The organism is Pseudomonas sp. X10, from assembly GCF_054889225.1.
In genome coordinates this window covers 893,478-915,000 of the sequence record NZ_CM142677.1, presented here as the reverse complement: position 1 = coordinate 915,000, position 21,523 = coordinate 893,478, and the positions used below count along the sequence as shown (strand labels likewise).

The window sequence follows — 21,523 nt, the reverse complement described above, 5'->3', positions numbered from 1 at the left end:
TACCATAGTCGCTGAATGCCCAGACGGTACCCGCCACCACCCCGGCAGCTGCCGGGCTGGCCAGACCGATGAAATAGCGCTTGTCGGCAGTACCGACCTGGGTGTTGAAGCGTGCCAGACGCAAGGCCGCGCCAGCCACATAGATGAATGCGACCATCCAGCCGACCTTGCCCATGTCTCCGAGCGCCCAGCCAAAGGCCAGCAACGCCGGGGCCACGCCAAAGGCAACCATGTCCGACAACGAGTCGTACTCGGCACCGAAAGCGCTCTGGGTATTGGTCATACGTGCCACACGGCCATCCAAGCTGTCGAGGACCATCGCAACGAAAATGGCGATGGCGGCGAAGGCGAAGTATTTGCTCGCCTCGCGAGGATCACCGGCGCTCATGGCGCTCTGGGCGCTGATGGAACTGATGATCGAGTAGAAACCGGCAAACAAGTTGGCAGTGGTGAACAGGTTAGGCAACAAATAGATGCCGCGATGTCGAACCTTACGCCCTTCGGCGTCATGCCCTTCTTCAACATGCTCATCTATAGGTAGCAGGCTTTCGGCGTCGGAGGGCTTGTTCGGCTCTTCGGGACGTTCGCTCATGGACATTACCTTGCAACGGTGGAAAGTGTTCGACAGGGGCTTGCGGCACGGGTCCGCGCGGCAAACCTTTGATGGCTTTATACCAGAAGCTGACCGCCTAAACGAAAAAACGCGGCCGAAGCCGCGTTTTCATCGCATCAAGACAAGATCAGTTCTTGGTCTTGTCGACGATTTTGTTCGCCGAGATCCAAGGCATCATCGAACGCAGTTGCTCGCCGATGATTTCGATGCCGTGGGCAGCGTTGTTGCGGCGCTTGGCGGTCATCGAAGGGTAGCCGGTGGCACCTTCGGAGATGAACATCTTCGCGTATTCGCCGTCCTGGATGCGCTTCAGAGCGTTGCGCATGGCCTGGCGGGACTCGGCGTTGATGACCTCAGGACCAGTCACGTACTCACCGTACTCGGCGTTGTTGGAGATCGAGTAGTTCATGTTGGCGATACCGCCTTCGTACATGAGGTCGACGATCAGCTTCAGTTCGTGCAGGCACTCGAAATAGGCCATTTCCGGCGCGTAACCGGCTTCGACCAGGGTTTCGAAGCCAGCCTTGACCAGCTCGACGGTACCACCGCACAGAACAGCCTGCTCACCGAACAGGTCGGTTTCGGTCTCATCCTTGAAAGTGGTTTCGATGATGCCGGTGCGACCGCCACCCACGCCAGCGGCGTAGGACAGGGCAACATTCTTGGCGTTGCCGGAAGCGTCCTGGTAGACCGCGATCAAGTCAGGGATACCACCGCCCTTGACGAACTCGGAACGTACGGTGTGGCCCGGGGCCTTCGGCGCGATCATGATCACGTCGAGGTCGCCACGCGGCACGACCTGGTTGTAGTGGATCGAGAAGCCGTGGGAGAAGGCCAGAGTAGCGCCCTTCTTCAAGTTCGGCTCGACTTCGTCCTTGTACAGGCGGCCCTGGAATTCGTCTGGGGTCAGGATCATGACCAGGTCGGCGGCGGCAACAGCGGAAGCCACGTCGGTCACGTTCAGACCATGGGCTTCAGCCTTGGCGACGGTGGCCGAACCTTTACGCAGACCGACAGTGACGTCCACACCGGAGTCCTTCAGGTTGCACGCCTGGGCGTGGCCTTGGGAGCCGTAACCGATGATGGCGACTTTCTTGCCCTGGATGATGGAAAGGTCGCAGTCTTTGTCGTAATAAACTTTCATGAAATACCCCTGTTATATCTCGGCCCCAGTGGAGCCATCGCTAATTTTTGAAGTTAGATACTGAGCACTTTGTCGCCACGGGCGATGCCGGTGACTCCACTGCGCACGGTTTCGAGAATCGATGCGGTACCGATGGCCTGGATGAAGCTGTCCAGCTTGTCACTAGTGCCAGTCAATTGCACGGTGTACACACTGCTGCTGACATCGACGATCTGGCCACGGTAGATGTCGGTGGTGCGCTTGATCTCGGCGCGCTGGGCACCGGTGGCCTTGACCTTGACCAGCATCAGCTCGCGTTCGATATGGGCACTTTCCGACAGGTCGACCAGCTTGACCACTTCGACCAGCTTGTTCAGGTTCTTGGTGATCTGCTCGATCACCTCATCGTGACCGACAGTCGTCAGGGTCAGACGCGATAAGGTCGGGTCTTCGGTTGGAGCGACAGTCAGGCTCTCGATGTTGTAGTTGCGCTGAGAGAACAGGCCGACCACACGAGACAAGGCACCTGGTTCGTTTTCCAACAGCAGGGAAATAATGTGCCGCATATTAGGTACGCTCCGTCTTGCTCAGCCACATGTCGCGCATCGAGCCGTCCTTGATCTGCATCGGATAGACGTGCTCGCTGTTGTCGACCTGGATGTCGATAAACACCAGGCGGTCCTTCATGGCGAAGGCCTCTTCCAGTTTCGGCTTGAGGTCCTTCAGGCTGGTGATGCGGATCCCCACATGACCATAGGCCTCGGCCAGCTTGACGAAGTCCGGCAGCGACTCCATGTACGAGTGCGAGTGACGGCTGTTGTAGGACATATCCTGCCATTGGCGGACCATGCCCAATACCCCATTGTTCAGGTTGACGATCTTCACCGGCAGGCCGTACTGCAGACAGGTGGACAGCTCCTGAATGTTCATCTGGATACTGCCTTCACCGGTAACGCAGGCCACGTCCTGGTCGGGGAAGTTGAGCTTGATGCCCATGGCCGCCGGGAAACCGAAGCCCATGGTGCCCAGGCCACCGGAGTTGATCCAGCGGTTGGGTTTGTTGAAGCGGTAGTACTGCGCCGCGAACATCTGATGCTGGCCTACGTCGGAGGTGACGAAGGCATCGCCGTGGGTCACTTCACAGAGGGTCTCGATCACGGTCTGTGGCTTGATTACGCTGCCGTCGCCCTTGTTGTAAGGGAACAGGTCGCGGTCGCCGCGCCACTCTTCGATCTGCTTCCACCAAGCATCCAGAGCGCCTTTGTCAGGCTGCTCGCCGATTTCACGAAGAATGCCGAGCATTTCGCTGAGGACGCTTTCGACAGGACCTACGATAGGTACGTCGGCCTTGATCATCTTGGAAATCGACGCTGGGTCGATGTCGATGTGGATGATCTTGGCGTTCGGGCAGAACTTCGCCGGGCCATTGACCACGCGATCATCGAAACGTGCGCCAACGGCGAAGATCACATCGGCATGGTGCATGGCCATGTTGGCGGTGTAGCTACCGTGCATGCCGAGCATACCGAGGAACTGGCGGTCGGTACCCGGATAGCCCCCCAGCCCCATGAGGGTGTTGGTGACGGGCAGGTTGAGCAACTGAGCGATTTCGGTGAGGGCCTGCGAGCCGCCGCCGAGGATCACGCCGCCACCGGAGTAGACGACAGGACGCTTGGCCGCCAGGAGCATCTCGGCCGCCTTGCGAATCTGGCCGGAGTGGCCACGAACAGCAGGGCTGTAGGAGCGCAGTTTGACCTTCTTCGGATAGACGTATTCGAACTTCTCGGCCGGGTTGGTCATGTCCTTAGGGATATCGACCACGACCGGGCCGGGACGGCCGGACTGCGCCAGGTAGAAGGCCTTTTTCAGAGTTTCCGGGATTTCCGAGGCGTGCTTGATCATGAAGCTGTGCTTCACGATCGGCCGGGAAATACCGATCATGTCAGTTTCCTGGAAGGCATCGGTACCCACCATGGTGCTAGGCACCTGGCCGGACAGGATGACCATCGGGATGGAGTCCATGTAGGCAGTGGCAATGCCGGTAATGGCATTGGTCGCACCCGGGCCGGAGGTCACCAACACCACACCGGCCTTGCCGGTGGCGCGGGCGTAGCCGTCCGCCATATGGGTAGCAGCCTGCTCGTGACGAACCAGGATGTGGTTGACTTCCGGTTCCTTGAACAGGGCGTCGTAAACATGAAGGAGAGCACCACCAGGGTACCCGTAGATGTGCTTAACGCCTTCGTCACGCAAAAAGCGGACGACCATCTCAGCGCCAGATAAAAGCTCCACGTTGTTCACCTCTAAAACGCCAGAATACCGCCCACGCGGGCGGGTCTTAATAGGTTTACTGCCAAGCAGAGCATGAGCGAACGTCAGCACTGACTGAGCAAGTATTGGGAGCGCCCCAGAGTGTTGCGGGGTCTTCCCACCCAGCGCGAGGTAACGCGTTGCGGGGTGTAACAGGTCGGCGCGGGTGTGCGCCTCATGATCTGCTTAGCGGGTCTGCTTCTGGCAGTCCCCCTACAGCGGAAACTGGATTCTTCTGATTCGGCGCCCGCAAGTCAAGAAAAATTATTGCCAATTTTCAGCCAGGACGTTTCCCAGCCACCACGAAAAGCCATAGCCGCAGCAGAAAAACAAAGATTTCCGAGAAAAAGGGCCACAAACTGCGGCCCAGACAGGAAAATTAGGAGAAATCAGGCGGATGGGCTGATCAATTGATCGAATTCTGCCAGCAGCCTTCTGAGCTCGCGGCTTTCTTCCGGGCGGTCGACATACACCGTTTCGGCCATGACCAGGATGCCGGAGGCGTTGGGCAACGCCAGGCCGTTTTCCAGGATGTGCTTCATGCGTGGCAGGAAGATCCACTGCAGCCATTGCTCGAAGCTCATCGAATCGACCGCGAAAGGCACCACGCTGGCCAGCGCCTCGGCACTGGGCGCTTCATCGTCCCACCAGCCCTGGACGTGCAGCTCACGCTCGATCAGTAGCAGGTGGTCGGCGATGTCGAGAATGCGTTGCTCCATCACAGGTTGACCTGGGCTTTCTGGCGGGCCAGCGCAGCGCCAGCGCTATCGCCTTGCTTCTCACGGGCCTGGGCGATGATGTTCCACAGCCCGGCTTGCAGGTCGGGACGACCATTGGCATAAGTCAGGGCTCGCCGTGCCAGTTGCTCGGATTGCGCTGCATCGCCCTGGGCCAGGCGCACCTGGGCAAGACGATAGAGCACCTGCGGCTCGCGCGGGGCAATGCGCTGGGCGCGCTCGAGGCTTGAGGACGCACCGTTGTAGTCACCACTGCCCTGTTGCTGCTGGGCGGTGGTCAACAGCGCCAGCACAGGGCCATCGAGCTGTTCGTCAGCCGACAGGCCGCCGCTGCTCACGTTGCTGCGCGGAATACCTGTCGGCGCGCTGGGAACACTGGGGGCACTGTTGATCGAGGCGATGTCGAACGGCTCGGAGTCGCTCGCCCCCGGCGTGATCGGCCCGGTGCTGATCGGAGCGGCCCCGGTCGAGGCCGGGAAGGTCTGGATCGGCGACGAGCCCGCACCCTGCGGAATCATCACGGTCACTCCCGAGTCCTGGGGCACCGATTGTGCCTGGCTGGCCCCGCTGCTGGCCGGATAGCCCGTCGTGCGATTGGCCGCCACGCGCTCACCGTTGGAAACCCGGGTGCTCGAATCCACGACCGGGATGGAGCCACTCGGGACACTGGCGCAGCCGTTGAGCAAGGCCAGCGCCGTCAATGCAGGAAACCACCACTTGTTCACTTCACACCTCTTCTGCATCGTTAGTGGCCTGGCTGGTTAATTCATCCAGCCCTTGACCCAGTCCATGACCGACTCGGCCGGGTTCGATTCACCGCCACAGGCGGCGCCGGCAGGCGGCTCGCTCCCCCGAATATACGGCATCTGCACCACACCAGGACAGCTGGCGTCGGAGCCCTGGCCGGTGTAAGGATCGATCCAGGCCTGCACCACGTTATCCGGCTGCGGCATGTCCAGCGGCAGGGGGTCGGCCTTGCGCATGAAACTGGTCCAAACCTGCAGCGCCCCGGTTGCACCGGTGAATGGCGTCTTGCCGTTGTCGTCACGGCCCAGCCAGACCACCGCCAGCAGATCCTGGCTGAAGCCGGCGAACCAGCTGTCGCGCGAGTCGTTGCTGGTGCCGGTCTTGCCCGCAAGGCTCAGCGACCTCGGCAGTACACTGTAAACCGAACGCCCGGTGCCCTCACGCATGACCCGCTGCATGGCGTTCTGCACCAGATAGATGGCCCCCGGGTCGAAGGTCTGCTGGATCTGGAACGGATAACGCTTGAGCGGCTCGCCTTCGGCGGTCAATACGCTGCGGATACCGCGCATCGGCGTGTTGAAGCCACCATTGGCCAAGGTCTGGTACATGGTCGCGACCTGCATCGGCGACATGCCGCCTGCGCCAAGCAGCATCGAGGGGAATGCCGGCCAGTCGACGTCCACGCCCAAGCGGCCGATGGTCTTGATCACGCTAGGCACGCCCACCTCCAGGCCGATCTTAGCGGTGGACAGGTTGTAGGAGTTCGCCAGCCCCTGGTACAGGTAGATGGTGCCGTGGGGGCGGCGGTCGTAGTTCTGTGGCCGCCAGACCTGGCCGTTGGCACCCTTGACCGAGAACGGCTCGTCCTGGACCCAACTGGTCAGGGTGTACTTGCTCGGTTTCTCCAGGGCGGTCAGGTAGACCGCCGGCTTGACCAGCGAGCCAATCGGCCGCGAGGCATCGATGGCCCGGTTGAAGCCGGCAAAACCTGCCTGACGGCTGCCGATCAAAGCCTGGACTTCACCGGTTTCAGGGTTGGTCACCACCATCGCCGCCTCGACTTGGTCGGCCCCCGCGCGTCCGGACAGACGCTTGAAGGTCTCGCTCATGGCTGCTTCCGACTTCATCTGCAGGATCGGGTCGAAACTGGTGAAGATGCGCAGGCCCTCTTCAGTCAAGTCTTCGTCGCGGTAATCCTGGCGCAGTTGCCGCTTGACCAAGTCGAGGAAGCCCGGATAGGAGCTGTCGGCCAGGCTGCCGCGCTTGGTGACGCCCAACGGCATTTTCTTCGCCGCCTCGACCACTTCCTTGCTGGCTACCCCCTGTTCGGCGAGCAGGTCAAGCACCAGGTTGCGGCGGCTCAGGGCGCGCTCGGGGTAACGCCGAGGGTTGTAGTAGGACGGGCCCTTGACCATACCGACCAGCAAGGCCACCTGGTGCAGCTTGAGTTCCGACAGCGGTTGGCTGAAGAAGAACTGGCTGGCCAGGCCGAAACCATGCACCGCACGCTGGCCATCCTGGCCGACGAACACCTCGTTGAGGTACGCCTCGAGGATCTCACGCTTGTCGTAGTGCATTTCCAGCAGCACCGCCATCATCGCTTCGGTGAGCTTGCGGTTGAGGCTGCGCTCGTTGGTCAGGTAGAAGTTCTTCACCAACTGCTGGGTCAGGGTACTGCCGCCCTGGCGCATGGCACCCGACGAGGTGTTGACCCAAACGGCCCGGGCAATGGACTTGGGTGAGACACCGAAGTGGTGATAGAAGTCGCGGTCTTCCACCGCCACCAGGGTTTCCAGCAGATACGGCGGCACCTGGTCGATCTTGATCAGGATGCGGTCTTCGAGGTTCTTGGGATAGATGCCGCCGATCAGCAGCGGCTCCAGGCGCACCACGTCCAGCTTGCTGCCATTGGCGCCACTGAGGCCTGCCACATAGTCGCCAGAGAAGCGCACGCGCACTGCCTGTGCCGGCTCCATGCCTTCATAGAACTGGAAGCCACGGGTGTTCAGCTCGACGGTGTTGCCATTGACCGACGCCGCGCCTGGGCCGTTGGCCACGCTTTCACGGCGATAGCCGAGGGCATCGAGCTCAATGAGGAAGTCGTTCCGGCTCAGCTTTTGGCCGACGAACAGCTCCAGCGGCCGGGCATACACCTTGGCCGGGATGGTCCAGCGCTTGCCAGAAAACTTTTCCTGGACGACAGCATCGAGGTAGATCGCGAAGCCGGCGAGCACCACCAAGCCAACCAGGCTGAGCTTGAAAGCCCAGCCCAGCCAGGCGCGGGAGCGGCCGGTCGGGCGTTTTTTCGGGGTACGGGAAGTTCGGGTACGAGTCATGGCGGCGGATTATACGCACTTTATAAAGCCTGGGCAGGCGCCCTCCGGCGGTTTGCAGGGACGGCACCATTGACCATAATGGCGCTTTCGAATTCCCGGACCCAAAAGGATCGCCCGTGAGCCAAGCCTTGATCAACGCGCTACAGAATCCAGCTCTCTACCCTCACCCGGTCGAAAGCTTCCAGCTCATCGAGACACATATATCCTGGGTGCTGCTCACAGGCGAGTACGCCTACAAGATTAAGAAGCCCATGAACTTCGGCTTCCTCGACTTCACCGAACTGAGCCAGCGCGGGCATTTCTGCCGGGAAGAGCTACGCCTGAACCAGCGTCTGACGGACGGTCTGTATCTGGAAGTGTTGCCGATCACCGGTAGCATCGAGGCCCCGCGCCTGGGCGGTGAGGGCGAAGTGATCGAGTACGCGCTGAAAATGCGCCAATTCCCACAGGGCCAAATGCTCAATACCTTGCAGGCCAACGGTGAACTGACCGCCGATCATATCGACCAGATGGCCCGGCAGATCGCCGAGTTCCACCTGCGGGCCCCCAAGGTGGCGGTCGATCATCCCCTGGGCACGCCAGACAGCGTCATGGCGCCGGTGGAGCAGAACTTCGAGCAGATCCGCCCGTTCCTCAGCGACAAGGCCGACCTGGAACAGCTGGATGCCCTGCAGGCCTGGGCCCGTAGCAGCTTCGACCGCTTGCATGGCCTACTCGAGGCTCGCAAGGCCAACGGTTTCATTCGCGAATGCCATGGCGATATCCACCTGGGCAACGCCACGCTGATCGACGGCAAGGTGGTGATTTTCGACTGCATCGAGTTCAACGAGCCGTTTCGCCTCACCGATGTCTACGCCGATACCGCCTTCCTGGCCATGGACCTGGAAGACCGTGGCCTGAAATGCCTGGCGCGGCGCTTCATCAGTCAGTACCTGGAGCTGACCGGCGATTACGAAGGGCTGGAACTACTGAACTTCTACAAGGCCTACCGGGCCCTGGTGCGTGCCAAGGTGGCGCTGTTCAGCATGCCGGCCAACGCCGATGGTGTGCAGCGCGCCACCACCCTGCGCACCTACCGCAACTATGCCAACCTGGCGGAAAGCTACAGCGCCATCCCATCTCGCCTGCTGGCTATCACCCATGGGGTCTCGGCGGTCGGCAAAAGCCATGTCGCCATGCGCTTGGTCGAGGCACTGGGAGCGGTCCGCGTGCGTTCGGATGTGGAACGCAAGCGCCTGTTCGGCGAACAGCAGCAAGAAAGCGCCGGCCAGTTGCAGGCCGGCATCTACGACCAGGACTCGAGCCAAGCCACCTACCAGCGCCTACACGAGCTGGCAGCGATCATCCTGCGGGCCGGTTTTCCCGTGGTACTGGACGCCACCTACCTCAAGCGCGAGCAACGCCAGGCCGCAGCCGAAGTGGCCAGCGAAACCGGCGTACCCTTCCTGATCCTGGACTGCAATGCGCCAGACGCGGTCATCGCCAGCTGGCTGGCGCAGCGCCAGGCGGACCGCAGCGACCCGTCCGATGCGACCCTAGAGGTCGTGCAGGCCCAGCAAAGCAGCCGCGATCCACTGGACGAGCAGGAAGTGCTGCAGAGCAAGCGCGTGCAAACCAATGAAAGCGGCAGCCTCGACCTGCTGATCAAGCAGATCCGCCAGCGCCTGCCGGGCCTGTAAGCACTCAAGGCGTGAAGGAGTCGACACTTCCCGCCTGAAGTCCGGCGCCCCCAAGTGATAGCACTACAATATCAATATCACCGACAAGGAGGCGCCGCCATGAACCAGCCACGGCAACTGGACAACGCCCTATACGCCCTCGTGCACGAAGAACAGATCGCCGCCTTCAACCGCGAAAAGCCCAAGGATGGGCCCATCGACTTTCGAGGAGGTGATTTCCGTGGCCTGGATCTGCGTGAACTGGATACCACCGGTATCGACTTCACCGATGCCTACTTCCGTGCTGCCGACCTGCGAGGCCTAGACCTGAGGGAAAACAGCTTGGAGGGAGCGAGCCTGGCCCACGCGCAAATCTCCGGGACCTACTTCCCCGCCGACCTGAGCGCGGACGAGATCCTCATGTCGGTCAATTTCGGTACGCGCCTGCGCTCCCCGGCACGCTGAGCGCCCAATTGTCCGCGGCTGCCCCTGGCTGACTGGCGATTGCCTCCACTTGCCCCTGGGCAGCTCTGCTCCCCGGAACAACCTGTCGGCCTGCCGATGGCAAAAAGCCGCGTATTTCCCAACCCCCGCTACACTCCTTTTTGTCCTGCTCGCGATTTACTCCAACGACCCGTTCAGCCATCGCAAGGAGGCTTGATGAACGATGAATTGCAGCACCTGAAAAATCTTGGCAAGACTTCTGCGCAATGGTTGCACGCCGCCGGTATCCACAGTGCATCGGACCTTCGTCGCCTCGGCGCGGTCGGTGCCTATCAGGCGGTGAAGACGCGGGGATTCCGGGCTTCGAAGGTGCTGTTGTATGCCATCGAAGGCGCCCTGCTCGATATGCACTGGAACGATCTGCCGGCTGAGCGCAAGCAAGCGCTGAACCAACAACTGGACGCCAAAACCCCATCCACGAAAAAGTAAAAAATAAATGAGGAGAAGTGATTGACTTCGAAATGAGAATCGTTATGATTATCACAACTGGTCGCGAGACTGGTTGGATAAACTGAAAGCCCCTGGTTCGGACTCTCAGATTATCTCCTCATCAGGCTAATCACGGTTATTGACCCGGCACTTTGCCGGGTCTTTTTTTGCCCGCGGTTCAGTGAGCCTTGCGCAGCGCGGCACAGTAGTCCTGCTCCGGCAGTCCAGGGGTATACCAGACATAGTCGGCCATGCCCGGTGCCACCCGCTGCCCTACCTCAGCCAACATCAACACCCGGGTTTCGCCGGTCGCGCCCAGGTCAGCCAGGTGCAGCGGTACCCCTAGGTCCTTGCGTACATGATAGCCCCCAGCGAACAGTAGAGCCGGTTGCGGCGCCTCCAGTACACGTTCGGCAATGCGCCGGTCGCGCTGCTGTTGCACGGCAAGCATGGCCGGCATCTGGCTTTCAGGCAAAAGCCCACAATGACCGTCGCGGACGTACTGGAGCAATGCCGCCTGCACCTTCGCCGCCGTCGACTGCGCACCGCTCAGGACGGGAGGCTGGCGATACACCTGGCGCATTTGGGCAGGCGAAAGATTGGCCGCCAGCAGTGGATAAGGACGGCGCAGGGCTTCCTCGACGATCGGCCCGTACAGGCTCCAGTCCCATCCATCCTGCCAGTCCAGCGCCTTGGGCAGGTCCTCGGGAAGTTGCTCCTGCTCCTTGAGCGCGTCCACACGCTCCTGCTGCTCAGGCTGGAGCATCTCCAGCAGCAGGCTACCCTGTGGACGTTGACGCTCCAACGCACGCAACAGCCAGAGCTGCAAGGCGTGGTGATCCGGGTTGTCATGCTTTTCACCGACCAGCACCCGCGGCGCCGCCGCCAACTGCCGCAGCAATTGCTCAGGGGTCAACGACTGCCCGCTGGCCAGGTCACGGATCTGCCCGAGGTCGGCACTGTTGCGGCCTTCACTGCCTTGCCAGTCTGGCAATACCGGCAGTCTGGCCTGTGGTGCCTGGCAGCCGACCAGCCCGCAAGCCAGGCACAGCAACAGGCTGGACAACAAGGAGTGGCGCATGGAGAGCCTCCTAACGGGTGATGATCAGCGGATGGCCACGTTCAGGGTGCGGCTGTACCAGGACCTCTATACCGAACACTGCTTTGAGTGCCTCGGGACGCAAGACCTGCTGCGGCGTATCCAACGCATGGCAGCGCCCCTGCTCCAGCAAGAGGATGCGGTCACAATAACGGGCGGCCAGGTTCAGATCATGCAGGATCACCAGCACCGCCGCTCCATGGTCGGCGAAGCTGCGCACGGCCTGCAAGGTGGTGTGCTGGTGCAACGGGTCGAGCATGGAAGTCGGCTCATCCAGCAACAGCGTAGCCCCCTCCTCCCCCGGCCAGAGTTGTGCCAGTACCCGGGCCAGGTGCACCCTCTGGCGCTCGCCGCCAGACAAGGCCAGGTAGCTGCGGCCGACCAAATGCCAGGCGTCGGCCGCGCGCAAGGCGGTTTCGATGATTTCCTGATCACGCGCCTGGCCGCTGGCATGAGGCAGACGTCCTAGGCCGACCACTTCCTCTACGCGGAAGGCGAACCCCAGGCTCGACACCTGAGGCAGCACTGCCAGCCGCCGCGCCCGCTCCTGGCCGCTCCACTCCATCAGTTCGCGCCCCAGCAAGCGCACCTGTCCCTGGCTCGGGGCCAGCTCACCGCACAAGGCACCTAGCAGGCTGCTCTTGCCTGCACCGTTGGGACCCAAGACACCCAGGACCTGCCCAGGCGCCAGCGTTAGGCTGATATCGTGCAACACAGCGGTGGAACCACGACGCAAGTGCAGGTGTTCGACCTCCAACATCAGTTGCGCCCCCGCACCAGCAGAAAGAGAAAGAACGGCGCACCAATGAACGCAGTGACAATGCCGATCGGCAATTCCGCCGGGGCCAGGGCCAAGCGCGCCACCAGATCGGCGAACAGCAGCAGCGCTCCACCGGCCAGCAGTGATGCCGGCAAGAGCACACGATGATCCGGCCCGGACAACAGCCGCACCAGATGCGGCACCACCAACCCGATAAAACCGATCAGCCCTGCCGCCGCTACCGCAGCCCCCACGCCAAGGGCTGTGCAGAACACCAGCTCGCGCTTGAGCGCCTCGACCTCGATCCCCAGGTGACGCGCTTCCGACTCCCCCAACAACAGCGCATTGAGCGCCTGGGCTCGCCGTGGCAGCCACAAAGCCACGGCCAGCGCCACCAGCAGCAGTGGCCACAGGCGGTCGTAGCTCGCCCCGTTGAGGCTGCCCAGGTTCCAGAACGTCAGGGTGCGCAGGGTCGCGTCATCGGCCAGGTAAGTGAACAAGCCCACCGCCGAACCAGCCAACGCTGTCAGGGCGATACCGGCCAGGAGCATGGTAGCGACACTGGTCTGGCCGTCGCGGCGCCCAAGCCGGTAGACCAACGCCGTCACGCCAAGCCCACCGATAAAGGCGCAAAGCGACAGCAGGTAAGGAGCTATCCACTCCGGGATACCGCCCAGCCAACTGCCACCGACGATCGCCACGGCGGCGCCCAAGGCTGCGCCACTGGCAACCCCGACCAGCCCAGGGTCGGCCAACGGATTGCGAAACAGGCCCTGCATGGCCACCCCGGAAAGCGCCAGCACGGCGCCAACCGCCAGCCCGAGCAGGGTACGCGGCAGGCGGATCTGGCCAAGGATCAGCTCGGCCTGCTCCAGGCCATCAGCGGCAATCGGCAGGCCGATCAGCCGCAGGCCAGCGCGCAGGGTATCGATAAGCGGCAGGCTGACAGGCCCCAGGGCCAGGGACAGCCAGACCGCCAACAGACACAGCAAAGTCAGGGAGATGAAGAGCGTGCGCGGCAATACCCGACGCTTCATGGAGCGAGATTGGCCTGGGCCGAAGGGTAGAAGGCGCGTGCCAGCTCATGCAAGACTCCCGGCAGACGCGGGCCCAGCCCACCGACCAACAAGGTCGGGTCGAGAGAGACCAGGCGCTTGTCTCGCACCGCACGGGAAGCGGCCAGCGCCGGATTCTCCTTGAGCAACGCCTGCAAAGCCTTCTCGCCATCGAGGCTGCGATCGGAGACCACCAGCACATCCGGGTCCAGTGCTGCCAGGGCCTCAACCGAGAAGTTCTTGTAGCCCTGGTTGTCCGCCAGGTTACGCGCCCCCGCCTGGCGCAGCAGCCAGTCGCCCGCCGTGCCTTTGCCAGCGATCATCGGCTTGGCTCCACCATGACCGACCAGCAACAACACGCCTGGCGCCTCCTGCTTGGCTTGCGCCTGCTTGAGCTTGGCCTGCAGCGCATCGATCTGCTGGCGGTAGTCGGTCGCCAGCGCAGCGGCTTTGTCCTCGGCACCGAGCAAATCCCCCAGGTGCTTGAGGTTGTCATCGACCGCGCCCAGCTCGGCCTTGCTGGAAAACAACTCGACACGTACCCCGGCACCACGAATCTGCGCCAACACCGGCGGCGGCCCCATTTCTTCAGTGCCAACCAGTACGTCCGGACGCAGGCTGAGCACCCCTTCGGCCGAGAGCTGGCGCTGGTAGCCGATGCTTGGCAAAGCCTTGAGGGACTCCGGATGCTGGCTGGTGGTGTCGACGCCGACCAGCCGTTGCTCGCCGCCCAGGGCACTGATCCATTCGCTCAACGCGCCACCGGCGCTGACCCAGCGTTGCGGCAGTTCGGCGGCGCAGGCCTGGGTGGCGAGGACAAGACCGGCGCACAAGGCGATCAGGGCAGTGGGGCGGCGCATCGTCGGATTCCTTTGCAGAAGGCAGATCGCACACCTTGTGGTGTACGGCAGGACTGCGCACTATAAGCAGAACGCAGCAAATGCAGGCAATTTGATAATTATTCGCATTGAAGCGTCAAGCTATCCTTAGGTCTCTCGAGTCAAACCCCTCGCATGCACTTCCTCTGTACCTCCAGCGAACTTGGCGAAGGCCAGAGCCGCGCCTTTACCGTTGCCGGGCAACAATTGTTCGGTGTGCGCCGTCAAGGCCAGGTCTACCTCTACCATAACCGCTGCCCGCACCGGGGCATCGTCCTGAACTGGGAGCCGGACAGCTTCCTCGACGACAGCGCCAGTCTGATCCAGTGCGCCCACCATGGGGCGCTGTTCCTGATCGAGACCGGCGAATGCGTGGCCGGGCCTTGCGAAGGCGAATGCCTGAAGAAGGCCCCGGGCTGCCGCGAAGACGACCAAGGCATCTGGCTCAAGGCGTGAGCAGGACTGGCAAGGGCCGGTCAATATAGACCTGCTCGGCGTCCAGATGGGTACCGTAGGCCAAGACTTCCACGCCGTCCGCCACCGCAGCGCGCAAAGCGTCAGCATAGGCCGAGTCGATCTCGCTGGCTGGGCGCACCGCCTCGATACCAGTCAGGTTCACGCAGTACAGCTGTACCGCGCGTATGCCCTGGCGCGCCAGCGCCGCCAGCTCGCGCAGGTGCTTGGCGCCACGCTGGGTGACGGCATCAGGGAAGGCGGCCACTGGTGTCCCCGGATAACCCAGAGTCACGCTCTTGACCTCGACATAGGCCGGGCCGTCGGCAAACTCCAGACGAAAATCCACCCGGCTGCCCTCCTCGCCATAAGCCACCTCGCGCTTGAGCGCGGTAAAGCCGGCCAGCTCACTGATACGCCCAGCGCGCAACGCCTCCTCGACCAGAGCATTGGCCCGGCCAGTGTTGACGCAGGCCAAGCGGCCCTGGGGCGTCTCGCTGATCTCCCAGGTGCCCGGTAGCTTGCGCTTCGGATCATTGGAGCGGCTGAACCAGACCTGCCCACCCTCACGCATGCAATTGAGCATGGAGCCGGTGTTGGGGCAATGGATGGTCAGTTGCTCGCCATTGGCCAACTCGATATCGGCCAGGAAGCGTTTGTAGCGGCGCAGCAAGCGCGCCTGTTCGAGTACAGGAAAGAACACCATCAGCCTTGCCAGCTCCGAAGTCCACGGGCGATGCGCTGGACCGCCTCTTCCAGGCGCTCCAGGCTCTGGGTATAGGCGAAGCGCACATGGTGGCCAGCCTGGTAGCGCCCGAAGTCCAAGCCTGGGGTGAAGGCCACATGCTCGGTTTCGAGGAAGTGACGGCAGAAGGCGAAAGCATCGCCGCCGAAGGCACCGATATCTGCGTACAGGTAAAAAGCGCCCTGTGGTTCCACGGCGATGTGGAAACCCAGCTCGCGCAATGCCGGAAGAAGAAAGTCGCGGCGCCGGGCAAATTCCGCCCGGCGCTCTTCGAGAATGGCCAGGGTGGCAGGCTGGAAACAGGCCAAGGCTGCGTGCTGAGCCATGCTCGGCGCGCTGATGTAGAGGTTCTGCGCCAGCTTTTCCAGGTCGGCCACTGCGCCAGGAGGCGCCACCAGCCAACCAAGCCTCCAGCCGGTCATGCCGAAATACTTGGAAAAACTATTCAGAACGAAGGCCTGGTCATCCACCTCCAGCACGCTGGGCGCCTCCATGCCATAGGTCAGGCCGTGGTAGATCTCGTCCACCACCAGGTGGCCATGGCGCGCTTGGGTCGCTCCGGACAGGCTGGCGAGGGCCTCACGGTCGAGCACGGTGCCGGTAGGGTTGGCCGGCGAGGCCACCAGCGCACCGACGGTGTCCTCGTCCCAGTAACGGTCCACCAAGTCGGCGGTCAGCTGGTAGTTGACGTCTGGCCCCACCGGCACCAGTTGCGCGCCCCCCTCGACCAGGCGCAGGAAGTGCCGGTTGCACGGATAGCCTGGGTCGGCCAATAACCAGTGCTTGCCGGGGTCGACCAACAGGCTGCTGGCCAGGAGCAGCGCGCCGGAGCCACCGGGGGTGATGAGAATGCGTTCGGGGTCGATGGTGACACCATAGCGTTGCCCATAGAACCCTGCGATCGCCTCACGCAACGCAGGCAGACCGCGGGCTGCGGTGTAGCGGGTGTGCCCATCGGCCAAGGCGGCTTGCCCAGCTTCGATGATCGGCGCGGCAGTGGTGAAGTCCGGTTCGCCGATCTCGAGGTGGATCACGTCGTGGCCGGCTACTTGCAGTTCGTTGGCCCGCGCCAGCAACGCCATGACGTGGAAAGGTTCGATGGCGCGACTGCGCGCACTGTAGGGCTGAGCCATGGGCCTTCTCTCAATTGGGGTCTAAACTGATGATTCTACCCATGCGAGGCGGCGAACGGGTGGCATATGCAGCTGTCAACCCTTGAGACAGGCGGGGTAGCGTACCCCGGTTCTATCTGGTAAGTTCGGCGGCTCGCAGACGCAGGGCCGGCGGGTGCCGGAGATGGAGCAGCCTGCGTAATGGATCAGATGAGTGAGAGGCGGTCTATTCATGTCCACCCAAGAAAAGCAACAAAGCAGTCAACTCGTTCGCGGCTTCGTCCCCTATAAAGAAAGCGAGGGTGAGGAGTACATGGGCGCCCCCATGCGTCAGCACTTCACCAACCTGCTCCAGAAGTGGAAGCAGGAGCTGATGGAAGGTGTGGACAAGACTGTGGACCACATGAAGGATGAGGCAGCCAACTTTCCTGATCCGGCCGATCGCGCCAGCCAGGAAGAAGAGTTTGCGCTCGAACTGCGTAACCGCGATCGCGAACGCAAACTGATCAAAAAAATCGACAAGACCCTGCAACTGATCGAAGACGAAGAATACGGCTGGTGCGAAAGCTGCGGCGTGGAGATCGGCATCCGTCGCCTGGAGGCCCGTCCGACCGCAGACTTGTGCTACGACTGCAAGACCCTGGCGGAAATCAAGGAAAAGCAGGTCGGCAAAGGCTGACACGCGCTCAACTCAAGCCCGCCTATTCCTATAGCTCGCGGCTTGCGGCTAAATCCCAACGGGGCGCTCGAAGCGCCCCGTTTCATTTATAGCGACAGTTCCAGCAACCCATGAACGACTCCAGCTACGTCGGCCGCTTCGCTCCCACGCCCAGCGGCTTCCTGCATTTCGGCTCTCTGGTCGCCGCCCTCGCCTCCTGGCTCGATGCCCGCGCGGTGGGTGGGCGTTGGTTGCTGCGCATGGAAGACATCGACCCGCCACGGGAAGCGCCTGGTGCGCGTGACGCCATCCTGCAGACCCTGGAGCACTACGGGCTGGAATGGGACTGCGAAGTGGTCTACCAGAGCCAACGTCACCAGGCCTACGCCGAAGTGGTCGAGCGCCTGTTCCGCCAAGGCCTGGCCTACGCCTGCACCTGCTCGCGCAAACAGTTGGAGGGCTACAACGGCATCTACCCCGGTTTCTGCCGCAATGCCGCCCATGACCGCACCGACGCGGCGATCCGCCTGCGGGTCCCGGAACTCAGCTATCACTTCACCGACCGTGTTCAGGGCCGCTTCGAACAGCACCTGGGCCGTGAGGTGGGCGACTTCGTCATACAGCGACGCGACGGCCTGTACGCGTACCAACTGGCGGTGGTGCTGGATGACGCCTGGCAAGGTGTGACCGACATCGTGCGCGGCGCCGACCTGCTGGACAACACCCCACGCCAGCTGTACCTGCAGGAGCTACTGGGCCTGCCACAACCGCGCTACCTGCATGTACCCCTGATCGTGCAACCGGACGGCCACAAACTGGGCAAGTCCTACCGCTCGCCGCCACTGGCCGACGGACAGGCGACAGCCCTGTTGCTGCGGGCCCTGCGAGCCCTCGGCCAAGCCACCGACCCAGCACTGGAAGGAGCCAGCCCCAGGCAGGTACTGGCCGTGGCGCGCCAGCAATGGCGCCCCGAGGCCATCGCCCGTAGCTCGACCCTGGCGGAGGCCGAATTGCATTGAAGGCTTGCCGCCACCCGGAAAGCCCAATAAATTCAATTCCTTGGCCAATCCAGCGAAGCCCTTATGCAGCCGGTGGCGCTTGCGTTACCCTCGCCACACCCATTTGCGCCAATAATAAGTCCAGGCGCGCCCTAACCATCGAGGCCAGCATGTATATCTATCGTTTGGTCCTGCTTCTGGTCGTGGGGATCTACCTGTTCTCCCCGGCCATCATGGACTGGTGGATCGAACCAACCGGTGCCTGGTACCGCCCTTACCTGCTCTGGCTGATCCTGATCGTCGTGACCTTTATCCTGCAGAGCCAACGTGATGCCGATGAGCTTTAGCCTGACCCAGATGATCCTGATCAGCGCCGCCTACCTGTTGGTGCTGTTCGGCGTGGCTTGGATCAGCGAACGCGGTCTGATCCCGCGTTCGATCATTCGCCACCCGCTGACCTACACCTTGTCGCTAGGCGTCTATGCCAGCGCCTGGGCCTTCTACGGCTCGGTAGGGCTGGCCTACCAGTACGGCTACGGTTTCCTGGCCTGCTACCTGGGGGTTTCCGGTGCCTTCCTGCTGGCCCCGGTGCTGCTTTACCCGATCCTCAAGATCACCCGCACCTACCAGCTCTCGTCGCTGGCCGACCTGCTGGCCTTCCGCTTCCGCAGCACCTGGGCCGGCGCCCTGACCACGGTGTTCATGCTGATCGGCGTGCTGCCGCTGCTGGCCCTGCAAATCCAGGCGGTGGCCGACTCGATCAGCATCCTCACCGGCGAGCCGGTCAAGGCGCGGGTGGCCCTGGCCTTCTGCGCGCTGATCACCCTATTCACCATTTTCTTCGGTTCGCGACACATCGCCACCCGTGAGAAACACGAAGGCCTGGTGTTCGCCATCGCCTTCGAATCGGTGATCAAACTGCTGGCCCTCGGCGGCATTGGCCTGTATGCCCTGTATGGCGTGTTTGGCGGCCCGCACCAATTGGAGGTCTGGCTGCTGCAGAACCAGACCGCCCTGGCGGCCCTGCACACGCCCTTGCAGGAAGGACCTTGGCGTACCCTGCTGCTGGTGTTCTTCGCCTCGGCCATCGTCATGCCGCACATGTACCACATGGCCTTCACCGAGAACCTCAACCCTCGCTCTCTGGTCAGCGCCAGCTGGGGGCTGCCCCTGTTCCTGCTGCTGATGAGCCTGGCCGTGCCCTTGATCCTCTGGGCCGGCTTGCGCATGGGGGCCAGTACCAATCCGGAGTACTTCACCCTGGGGCTGGGCATTGCCGCCAACAACCCGGCCCTGGCGCTGCTGGCCTATGTCGGCGGGCTGTCTGCCTCCAGCGGGCTGATCATCGTCACGACCCTGGCATTGTCAGGCATGGCCCTCAACCACCTGGTGCTGCCGCTGTACCAGCCACCGGCCGAAGGCAATATCTACCGCTGGCTGAAGTGGACCCGCCGCGCCCTGATCGTAGCCATCATTACCGCCGGCTTCATGTTCTACCTGACTCAGAACTACCACCAGAGCCTGGCCAACCTCGGTATCGTCGCTTTCGTCGCCACCTTGCAGTTCTTGCCAGGCGTGCTCTCGGTGCTGTATTGGCCGACCGCCAACCGGCGCGGTTTCATCGCCGGCCTGCTGGCGGGCATGCTGGTGTGGATGGTGACCATGCTGATGCCCCTGGTGGGTGACCTGCAGGGCTTCTACATCCCGCTGCTGAACATGATCTACGTGCTCGACGACACCAGCTGGCACATGGCGGCCATCGCCTCGCTGGCAGCCAACGTCCTGTTGTTCACCCTGATCTCGCTGTTCACCAACGCCAGCAGCGAAGAAGTCAGCGCCGCCGAAGCCTGTGCCGTGGACAACGTGCGCCGCCCGCAACGCCGTGAACTGCATGCCGCCTCGCCGCAGGAGTTCGCCACCCAGTTGGCCAAGCCGCTGGGTGCCAAAGCCGCTCAGAAGGAAGTCGAGCAGGCGCTGCGCGACCTCTACTTGCCCTTCGATGAGCGTCGCCCCTACGCCCTGCGCCGGTTGCGCGACCGTATCGAGGCCAATCTCTCCGGGCTGATGGGACCGAGTGTGGCCCAGGACATGGTCGAAACCTTCCTGCCCTACAAGTCCGGCAACGAGAACTATGTCACCGAAGACATTCACTTCATCGAGAGCCGCCTGGAAGACTACCACTCGCGCCTGACCGGCTTGGCCGCCGAACTCGATGCCTTGCGCCGCTACCACCGCCAGACCTTGCAAGAATTGCCTATGGGCGTGTGCTCGCTGGCCAAGGACCAGGAAATCCTGATGTGGAACAAAGCCATGGAGGAGCTGACCGGCATCGCCGCCAAGCACGTGGTCGGTTCACGCCTGGTCACCATCGCAGAACCCTGGCGTGGGCTGCTGCTTGGCTTCATCAATGTGCCCTACGAACACTTGCACAAGCAGCGCCTGGGCCTGGACGGACAGACCCGCTGGCTGAACCTGCACAAGGCGGCTATCGACGAACCCCTGGCACCGGGCAACAGTGGCCTGGTGCTGCTGGTCGAGGACCTGACCGAGACCCAGGCCCTGGAAGACAAGCTGGTGCACTCCGAGCGCCTGGCCAGCATCGGCCGCCTGGCCGCCGGCGTGGCCCACGAGATCGGTAACCCGATCACCGGCATTGCCTGCCTGGCGCAGAACCTGCGTGAGGAGCGCGAGGACGACGGCGAGATCACTGAGCTGAGCAGCCAGATCATCGAGCAGACCAAACGCGTCTCGCGCATCGTGCAATCGCTGATGAGCTTCGCCCATGCCGGTGGCAGCCAGCAGAACAGCGAAGAGCCGGTGTGCCTGGCCGAAGTCGCGCAGGATGCCATCGGTCTGCTGGCGTTGAACCGGCGCAATTTCGAAGTACAGTTCTTCAACTTGTGCGACCCGGACCACTGGGTCGAAGGCGACCCGCAACGCCTGGCCCAGGTGCTCATCAACCTGCTGTCCAATGCCCGTGACGCCTCACCGCCCGGCAGCGCCGTGCGTGTGCGCAGCGAAACCAGCGAACATACCGTGGACCTGATCGTCGAGGACGAAGGCAGCGGGATTCCGAAGAGCATCATGGACCGTCTGTTCGAACCTTTCTTCACCACCAAGGACCCGGGCGAAGGCACCGGACTGGGGCTTGCTCTGGTCTATTCCATCGTGGAAGAGCATTATGGACAAATCACCATCGACAGCCCGGCCGATACCCAGCGCCAGCTTGGCACCCGGATCCGCGTGACCTTGCCTCGGCATGTCGTAGCGACGTCCCCAGAAAATCGAGACCGTCGAGAGAATTGAAT

At 62.5% G+C, this 21,523-nt stretch carries 21 protein-coding genes (1 of these 21 running past the window's edge); 8 read left to right on the top strand and 13 right to left on the bottom strand.

The window, feature by feature from the left end; all coding sequences use genetic code 11:
• The 7 genes from pssA to mrcB form a co-directional block, all read right to left on the bottom strand.
• Positions 1-592, bottom strand: the 5' portion of a protein-coding gene (gene pssA, locus ACYU03_RS04200; protein ID WP_461888257.1) for a CDP-diacylglycerol--serine O-phosphatidyltransferase. 260 nt of this gene lie to the left of the window's left edge; 592 of the gene's 852 nt are visible here — the first part of the coding sequence; the start codon lies at positions 590-592; its stop codon lies beyond the left edge, outside the window.
• A 148-nt stretch (positions 593-740) separates the two neighbouring features.
• On the bottom strand, positions 741-1,757 hold the full coding sequence (ilvC, locus tag ACYU03_RS04195; protein ID WP_461888255.1) for a ketol-acid reductoisomerase: 1,017 nt from the start codon (positions 1,755-1,757) through the stop codon (positions 741-743).
• A 53-nt stretch (positions 1,758-1,810) separates the two neighbouring features.
• Complete coding sequence (gene ilvN / locus ACYU03_RS04190) at positions 1,811-2,302, bottom strand: acetolactate synthase small subunit (RefSeq protein WP_116551972.1); 492 nt, start codon at positions 2,300-2,302, stop codon at positions 1,811-1,813.
• Position 2,303: 1 nt separating this feature from the next.
• Positions 2,304-4,028: an acetolactate synthase 3 large subunit gene (locus ACYU03_RS04185; protein WP_461888253.1), complete on the bottom strand. Its 1,725-nt coding sequence runs from the start codon at positions 4,026-4,028 to the stop codon at positions 2,304-2,306.
• 407 nt (positions 4,029-4,435) lie between these two features.
• Positions 4,436-4,768 (bottom strand): YqcC family protein, encoded by a 333-nt coding sequence (locus ACYU03_RS04180; protein WP_461888251.1) that lies wholly within the window; start codon positions 4,766-4,768, stop codon positions 4,436-4,438.
• Positions 4,765-5,526, bottom strand: coding sequence for a tetratricopeptide repeat protein (locus tag ACYU03_RS04175; RefSeq protein ID WP_461888249.1), 762 nt, complete (start codon positions 5,524-5,526; stop codon positions 4,765-4,767). The genes ACYU03_RS04180 and ACYU03_RS04175 overlap by 4 nt, the downstream gene beginning before the upstream one ends.
• Positions 5,527-5,544: 18 nt before the next feature.
• Complete coding sequence (mrcB, locus tag ACYU03_RS04170; RefSeq protein WP_461888247.1) at positions 5,545-7,866, bottom strand: penicillin-binding protein 1B; 2,322 nt, start codon at positions 7,864-7,866, stop codon at positions 5,545-5,547.
• Positions 7,867-7,982: 116 nt separating this feature from the next.
• Here mrcB and ACYU03_RS04165 point away from each other — a divergent pair, with 116 nt between their 5' ends.
• The 3 genes from ACYU03_RS04165 (at position 7,983) to ACYU03_RS04155 (ending at position 10,457) form a co-directional block, all read left to right on the top strand.
• Positions 7,983-9,545, top strand: coding sequence for a bifunctional aminoglycoside phosphotransferase/ATP-binding protein (locus ACYU03_RS04165; RefSeq protein WP_461888246.1), 1,563 nt, complete (start codon positions 7,983-7,985; stop codon positions 9,543-9,545).
• Between the two features lie 99 nt (positions 9,546-9,644).
• Entirely contained in the window at positions 9,645-9,989 is a 345-nt protein-coding gene (locus ACYU03_RS04160; protein ID WP_461888244.1) for a pentapeptide repeat-containing protein, read from the top strand.
• Between the two features lie 195 nt (positions 9,990-10,184).
• Positions 10,185-10,457: a TfoX/Sxy family protein gene (locus ACYU03_RS04155; RefSeq protein ID WP_461888242.1), complete on the top strand. Its 273-nt coding sequence runs from the start codon at positions 10,185-10,187 to the stop codon at positions 10,455-10,457.
• Positions 10,458-10,635: 178 nt separating this feature from the next.
• Here ACYU03_RS04155 and ACYU03_RS04150 read toward each other — a convergent pair whose 3' ends face one another.
• Genes ACYU03_RS04150 through ACYU03_RS04135 form a run of 4 tightly spaced genes read right to left on the bottom strand, consistent with a single transcriptional unit; the run spans position 10,636 to position 14,231 of the window.
• Positions 10,636-11,538 carry a ChaN family lipoprotein gene (locus ACYU03_RS04150; protein ID WP_461888240.1) on the bottom strand — a complete coding sequence of 301 codons (903 nt, stop codon included), beginning with the start codon at positions 11,536-11,538 and terminating at the stop codon, positions 10,636-10,638.
• A gap of 10 nt (positions 11,539-11,548) precedes the next feature.
• Complete coding sequence (locus ACYU03_RS04145; RefSeq protein ID WP_461888238.1) at positions 11,549-12,316, bottom strand: heme ABC transporter ATP-binding protein; 768 nt, start codon at positions 12,314-12,316, stop codon at positions 11,549-11,551.
• Positions 12,316-13,299, bottom strand: a complete 984-nt coding sequence (locus tag ACYU03_RS04140) for a FecCD family ABC transporter permease (RefSeq protein WP_461891383.1) — start codon at positions 13,297-13,299, stop codon at positions 12,316-12,318. The genes ACYU03_RS04145 and ACYU03_RS04140 overlap by 1 nt, the downstream gene beginning before the upstream one ends.
• 50 nt (positions 13,300-13,349) lie before the next feature.
• The gene (locus tag ACYU03_RS04135) at positions 13,350-14,231 is read right to left on the bottom strand and encodes a heme/hemin ABC transporter substrate-binding protein (protein WP_461888236.1); all 882 of its coding nucleotides are present in this window, start codon (positions 14,229-14,231) and stop codon (positions 13,350-13,352) included.
• A 153-nt stretch (positions 14,232-14,384) separates the two neighbouring features.
• On the opposite strand from ACYU03_RS04135, the gene ACYU03_RS04130 reads away from it, so the two are divergent.
• Complete coding sequence (locus ACYU03_RS04130; protein WP_461888234.1) at positions 14,385-14,705, top strand: Rieske (2Fe-2S) protein; 321 nt, start codon at positions 14,385-14,387, stop codon at positions 14,703-14,705.
• Here ACYU03_RS04130 and sfsA read toward each other — a convergent pair.
• Both sfsA and ACYU03_RS04120 read right to left on the bottom strand, forming a co-directional pair.
• A complete protein-coding gene (sfsA, locus tag ACYU03_RS04125; protein WP_461888233.1) occupies positions 14,695-15,408 on the bottom strand; it encodes a DNA/RNA nuclease SfsA in 714 nt (237 codons plus the stop codon). The two genes, ACYU03_RS04130 and sfsA, sit on opposite strands and share 11 nt — an antisense overlap.
• Entirely contained in the window at positions 15,408-16,580 is a 1,173-nt protein-coding gene (locus tag ACYU03_RS04120) for a pyridoxal phosphate-dependent aminotransferase (RefSeq protein WP_461888232.1), read from the bottom strand. Before ACYU03_RS04120 ends, sfsA begins: the two co-directional genes overlap by 1 nt.
• A 211-nt stretch (positions 16,581-16,791) precedes the next feature.
• On the opposite strand from ACYU03_RS04120, the gene dksA reads away from it, so the two are divergent.
• From dksA to ACYU03_RS04100, 4 genes are all read left to right on the top strand, one after another.
• A complete protein-coding gene (dksA, locus tag ACYU03_RS04115; protein ID WP_461888231.1) occupies positions 16,792-17,238 on the top strand; it encodes an RNA polymerase-binding protein DksA in 447 nt (148 codons plus the stop codon).
• 110 nt (positions 17,239-17,348) lie between these two features.
• Positions 17,349-18,236, top strand: coding sequence for a tRNA glutamyl-Q(34) synthetase GluQRS (gene gluQRS, locus ACYU03_RS04110; protein WP_461888230.1), 888 nt, complete (start codon positions 17,349-17,351; stop codon positions 18,234-18,236).
• Between the two features lie 149 nt (positions 18,237-18,385).
• Entirely contained in the window at positions 18,386-18,562 is a 177-nt protein-coding gene (locus ACYU03_RS04105; protein WP_003250005.1) for a hypothetical protein, read from the top strand.
• Positions 18,546-21,521 (top strand): sensor histidine kinase, encoded by a 2,976-nt coding sequence (locus ACYU03_RS04100; protein WP_461888229.1) that lies wholly within the window; start codon positions 18,546-18,548, stop codon positions 21,519-21,521. Before ACYU03_RS04105 ends, ACYU03_RS04100 begins: the two co-directional genes overlap by 17 nt.
• Positions 21,522-21,523: the final 2 nt, after the last annotated feature.

Coding starts and splice junctions, on each gene's coding strand:
- ACYU03_RS04175 (WP_461888249.1), bottom strand. CDS start 5,526: ATGCAGAAGAGGTGTGAAGTGAACAAGTGGTGGTTTCCTGCATTGACG.
- sfsA (WP_461888233.1), bottom strand. CDS start 15,408: ATGGTGTTCTTTCCTGTACTCGAACAGGCGCGCTTGCTGCGCCGCTAC.
- ACYU03_RS04150 (WP_461888240.1), bottom strand. CDS start 11,538: ATGCGCCACTCCTTGTTGTCCAGCCTGTTGCTGTGCCTGGCTTGCGGG.
- ACYU03_RS04160 (WP_461888244.1), top strand. CDS start 9,645: ATGAACCAGCCACGGCAACTGGACAACGCCCTATACGCCCTCGTGCAC.
- ACYU03_RS04135 (WP_461888236.1), bottom strand. CDS start 14,231: ATGCGCCGCCCCACTGCCCTGATCGCCTTGTGCGCCGGTCTTGTCCTC.
- ACYU03_RS04145 (WP_461888238.1), bottom strand. CDS start 12,316: ATGTTGGAGGTCGAACACCTGCACTTGCGTCGTGGTTCCACCGCTGTG.
- gluQRS (WP_461888230.1), top strand. CDS start 17,349: ATGAACGACTCCAGCTACGTCGGCCGCTTCGCTCCCACGCCCAGCGGC.
- ACYU03_RS04155 (WP_461888242.1), top strand. CDS start 10,185: ATGAACGATGAATTGCAGCACCTGAAAAATCTTGGCAAGACTTCTGCG.
- ACYU03_RS04100 (WP_461888229.1), top strand. CDS start 18,546: ATGCCGATGAGCTTTAGCCTGACCCAGATGATCCTGATCAGCGCCGCC.
- dksA (WP_461888231.1), top strand. CDS start 16,792: ATGTCCACCCAAGAAAAGCAACAAAGCAGTCAACTCGTTCGCGGCTTC.
- ACYU03_RS04120 (WP_461888232.1), bottom strand. CDS start 16,580: ATGGCTCAGCCCTACAGTGCGCGCAGTCGCGCCATCGAACCTTTCCAC.
- mrcB (WP_461888247.1), bottom strand. CDS start 7,866: ATGACTCGTACCCGAACTTCCCGTACCCCGAAAAAACGCCCGACCGGC.
- ilvN (WP_116551972.1), bottom strand. CDS start 2,302: ATGCGGCACATTATTTCCCTGCTGTTGGAAAACGAACCAGGTGCCTTG.
- ACYU03_RS04105 (WP_003250005.1), top strand. CDS start 18,386: ATGTATATCTATCGTTTGGTCCTGCTTCTGGTCGTGGGGATCTACCTG.
- ilvC (WP_461888255.1), bottom strand. CDS start 1,757: ATGAAAGTTTATTACGACAAAGACTGCGACCTTTCCATCATCCAGGGC.
- ACYU03_RS04130 (WP_461888234.1), top strand. CDS start 14,385: ATGCACTTCCTCTGTACCTCCAGCGAACTTGGCGAAGGCCAGAGCCGC.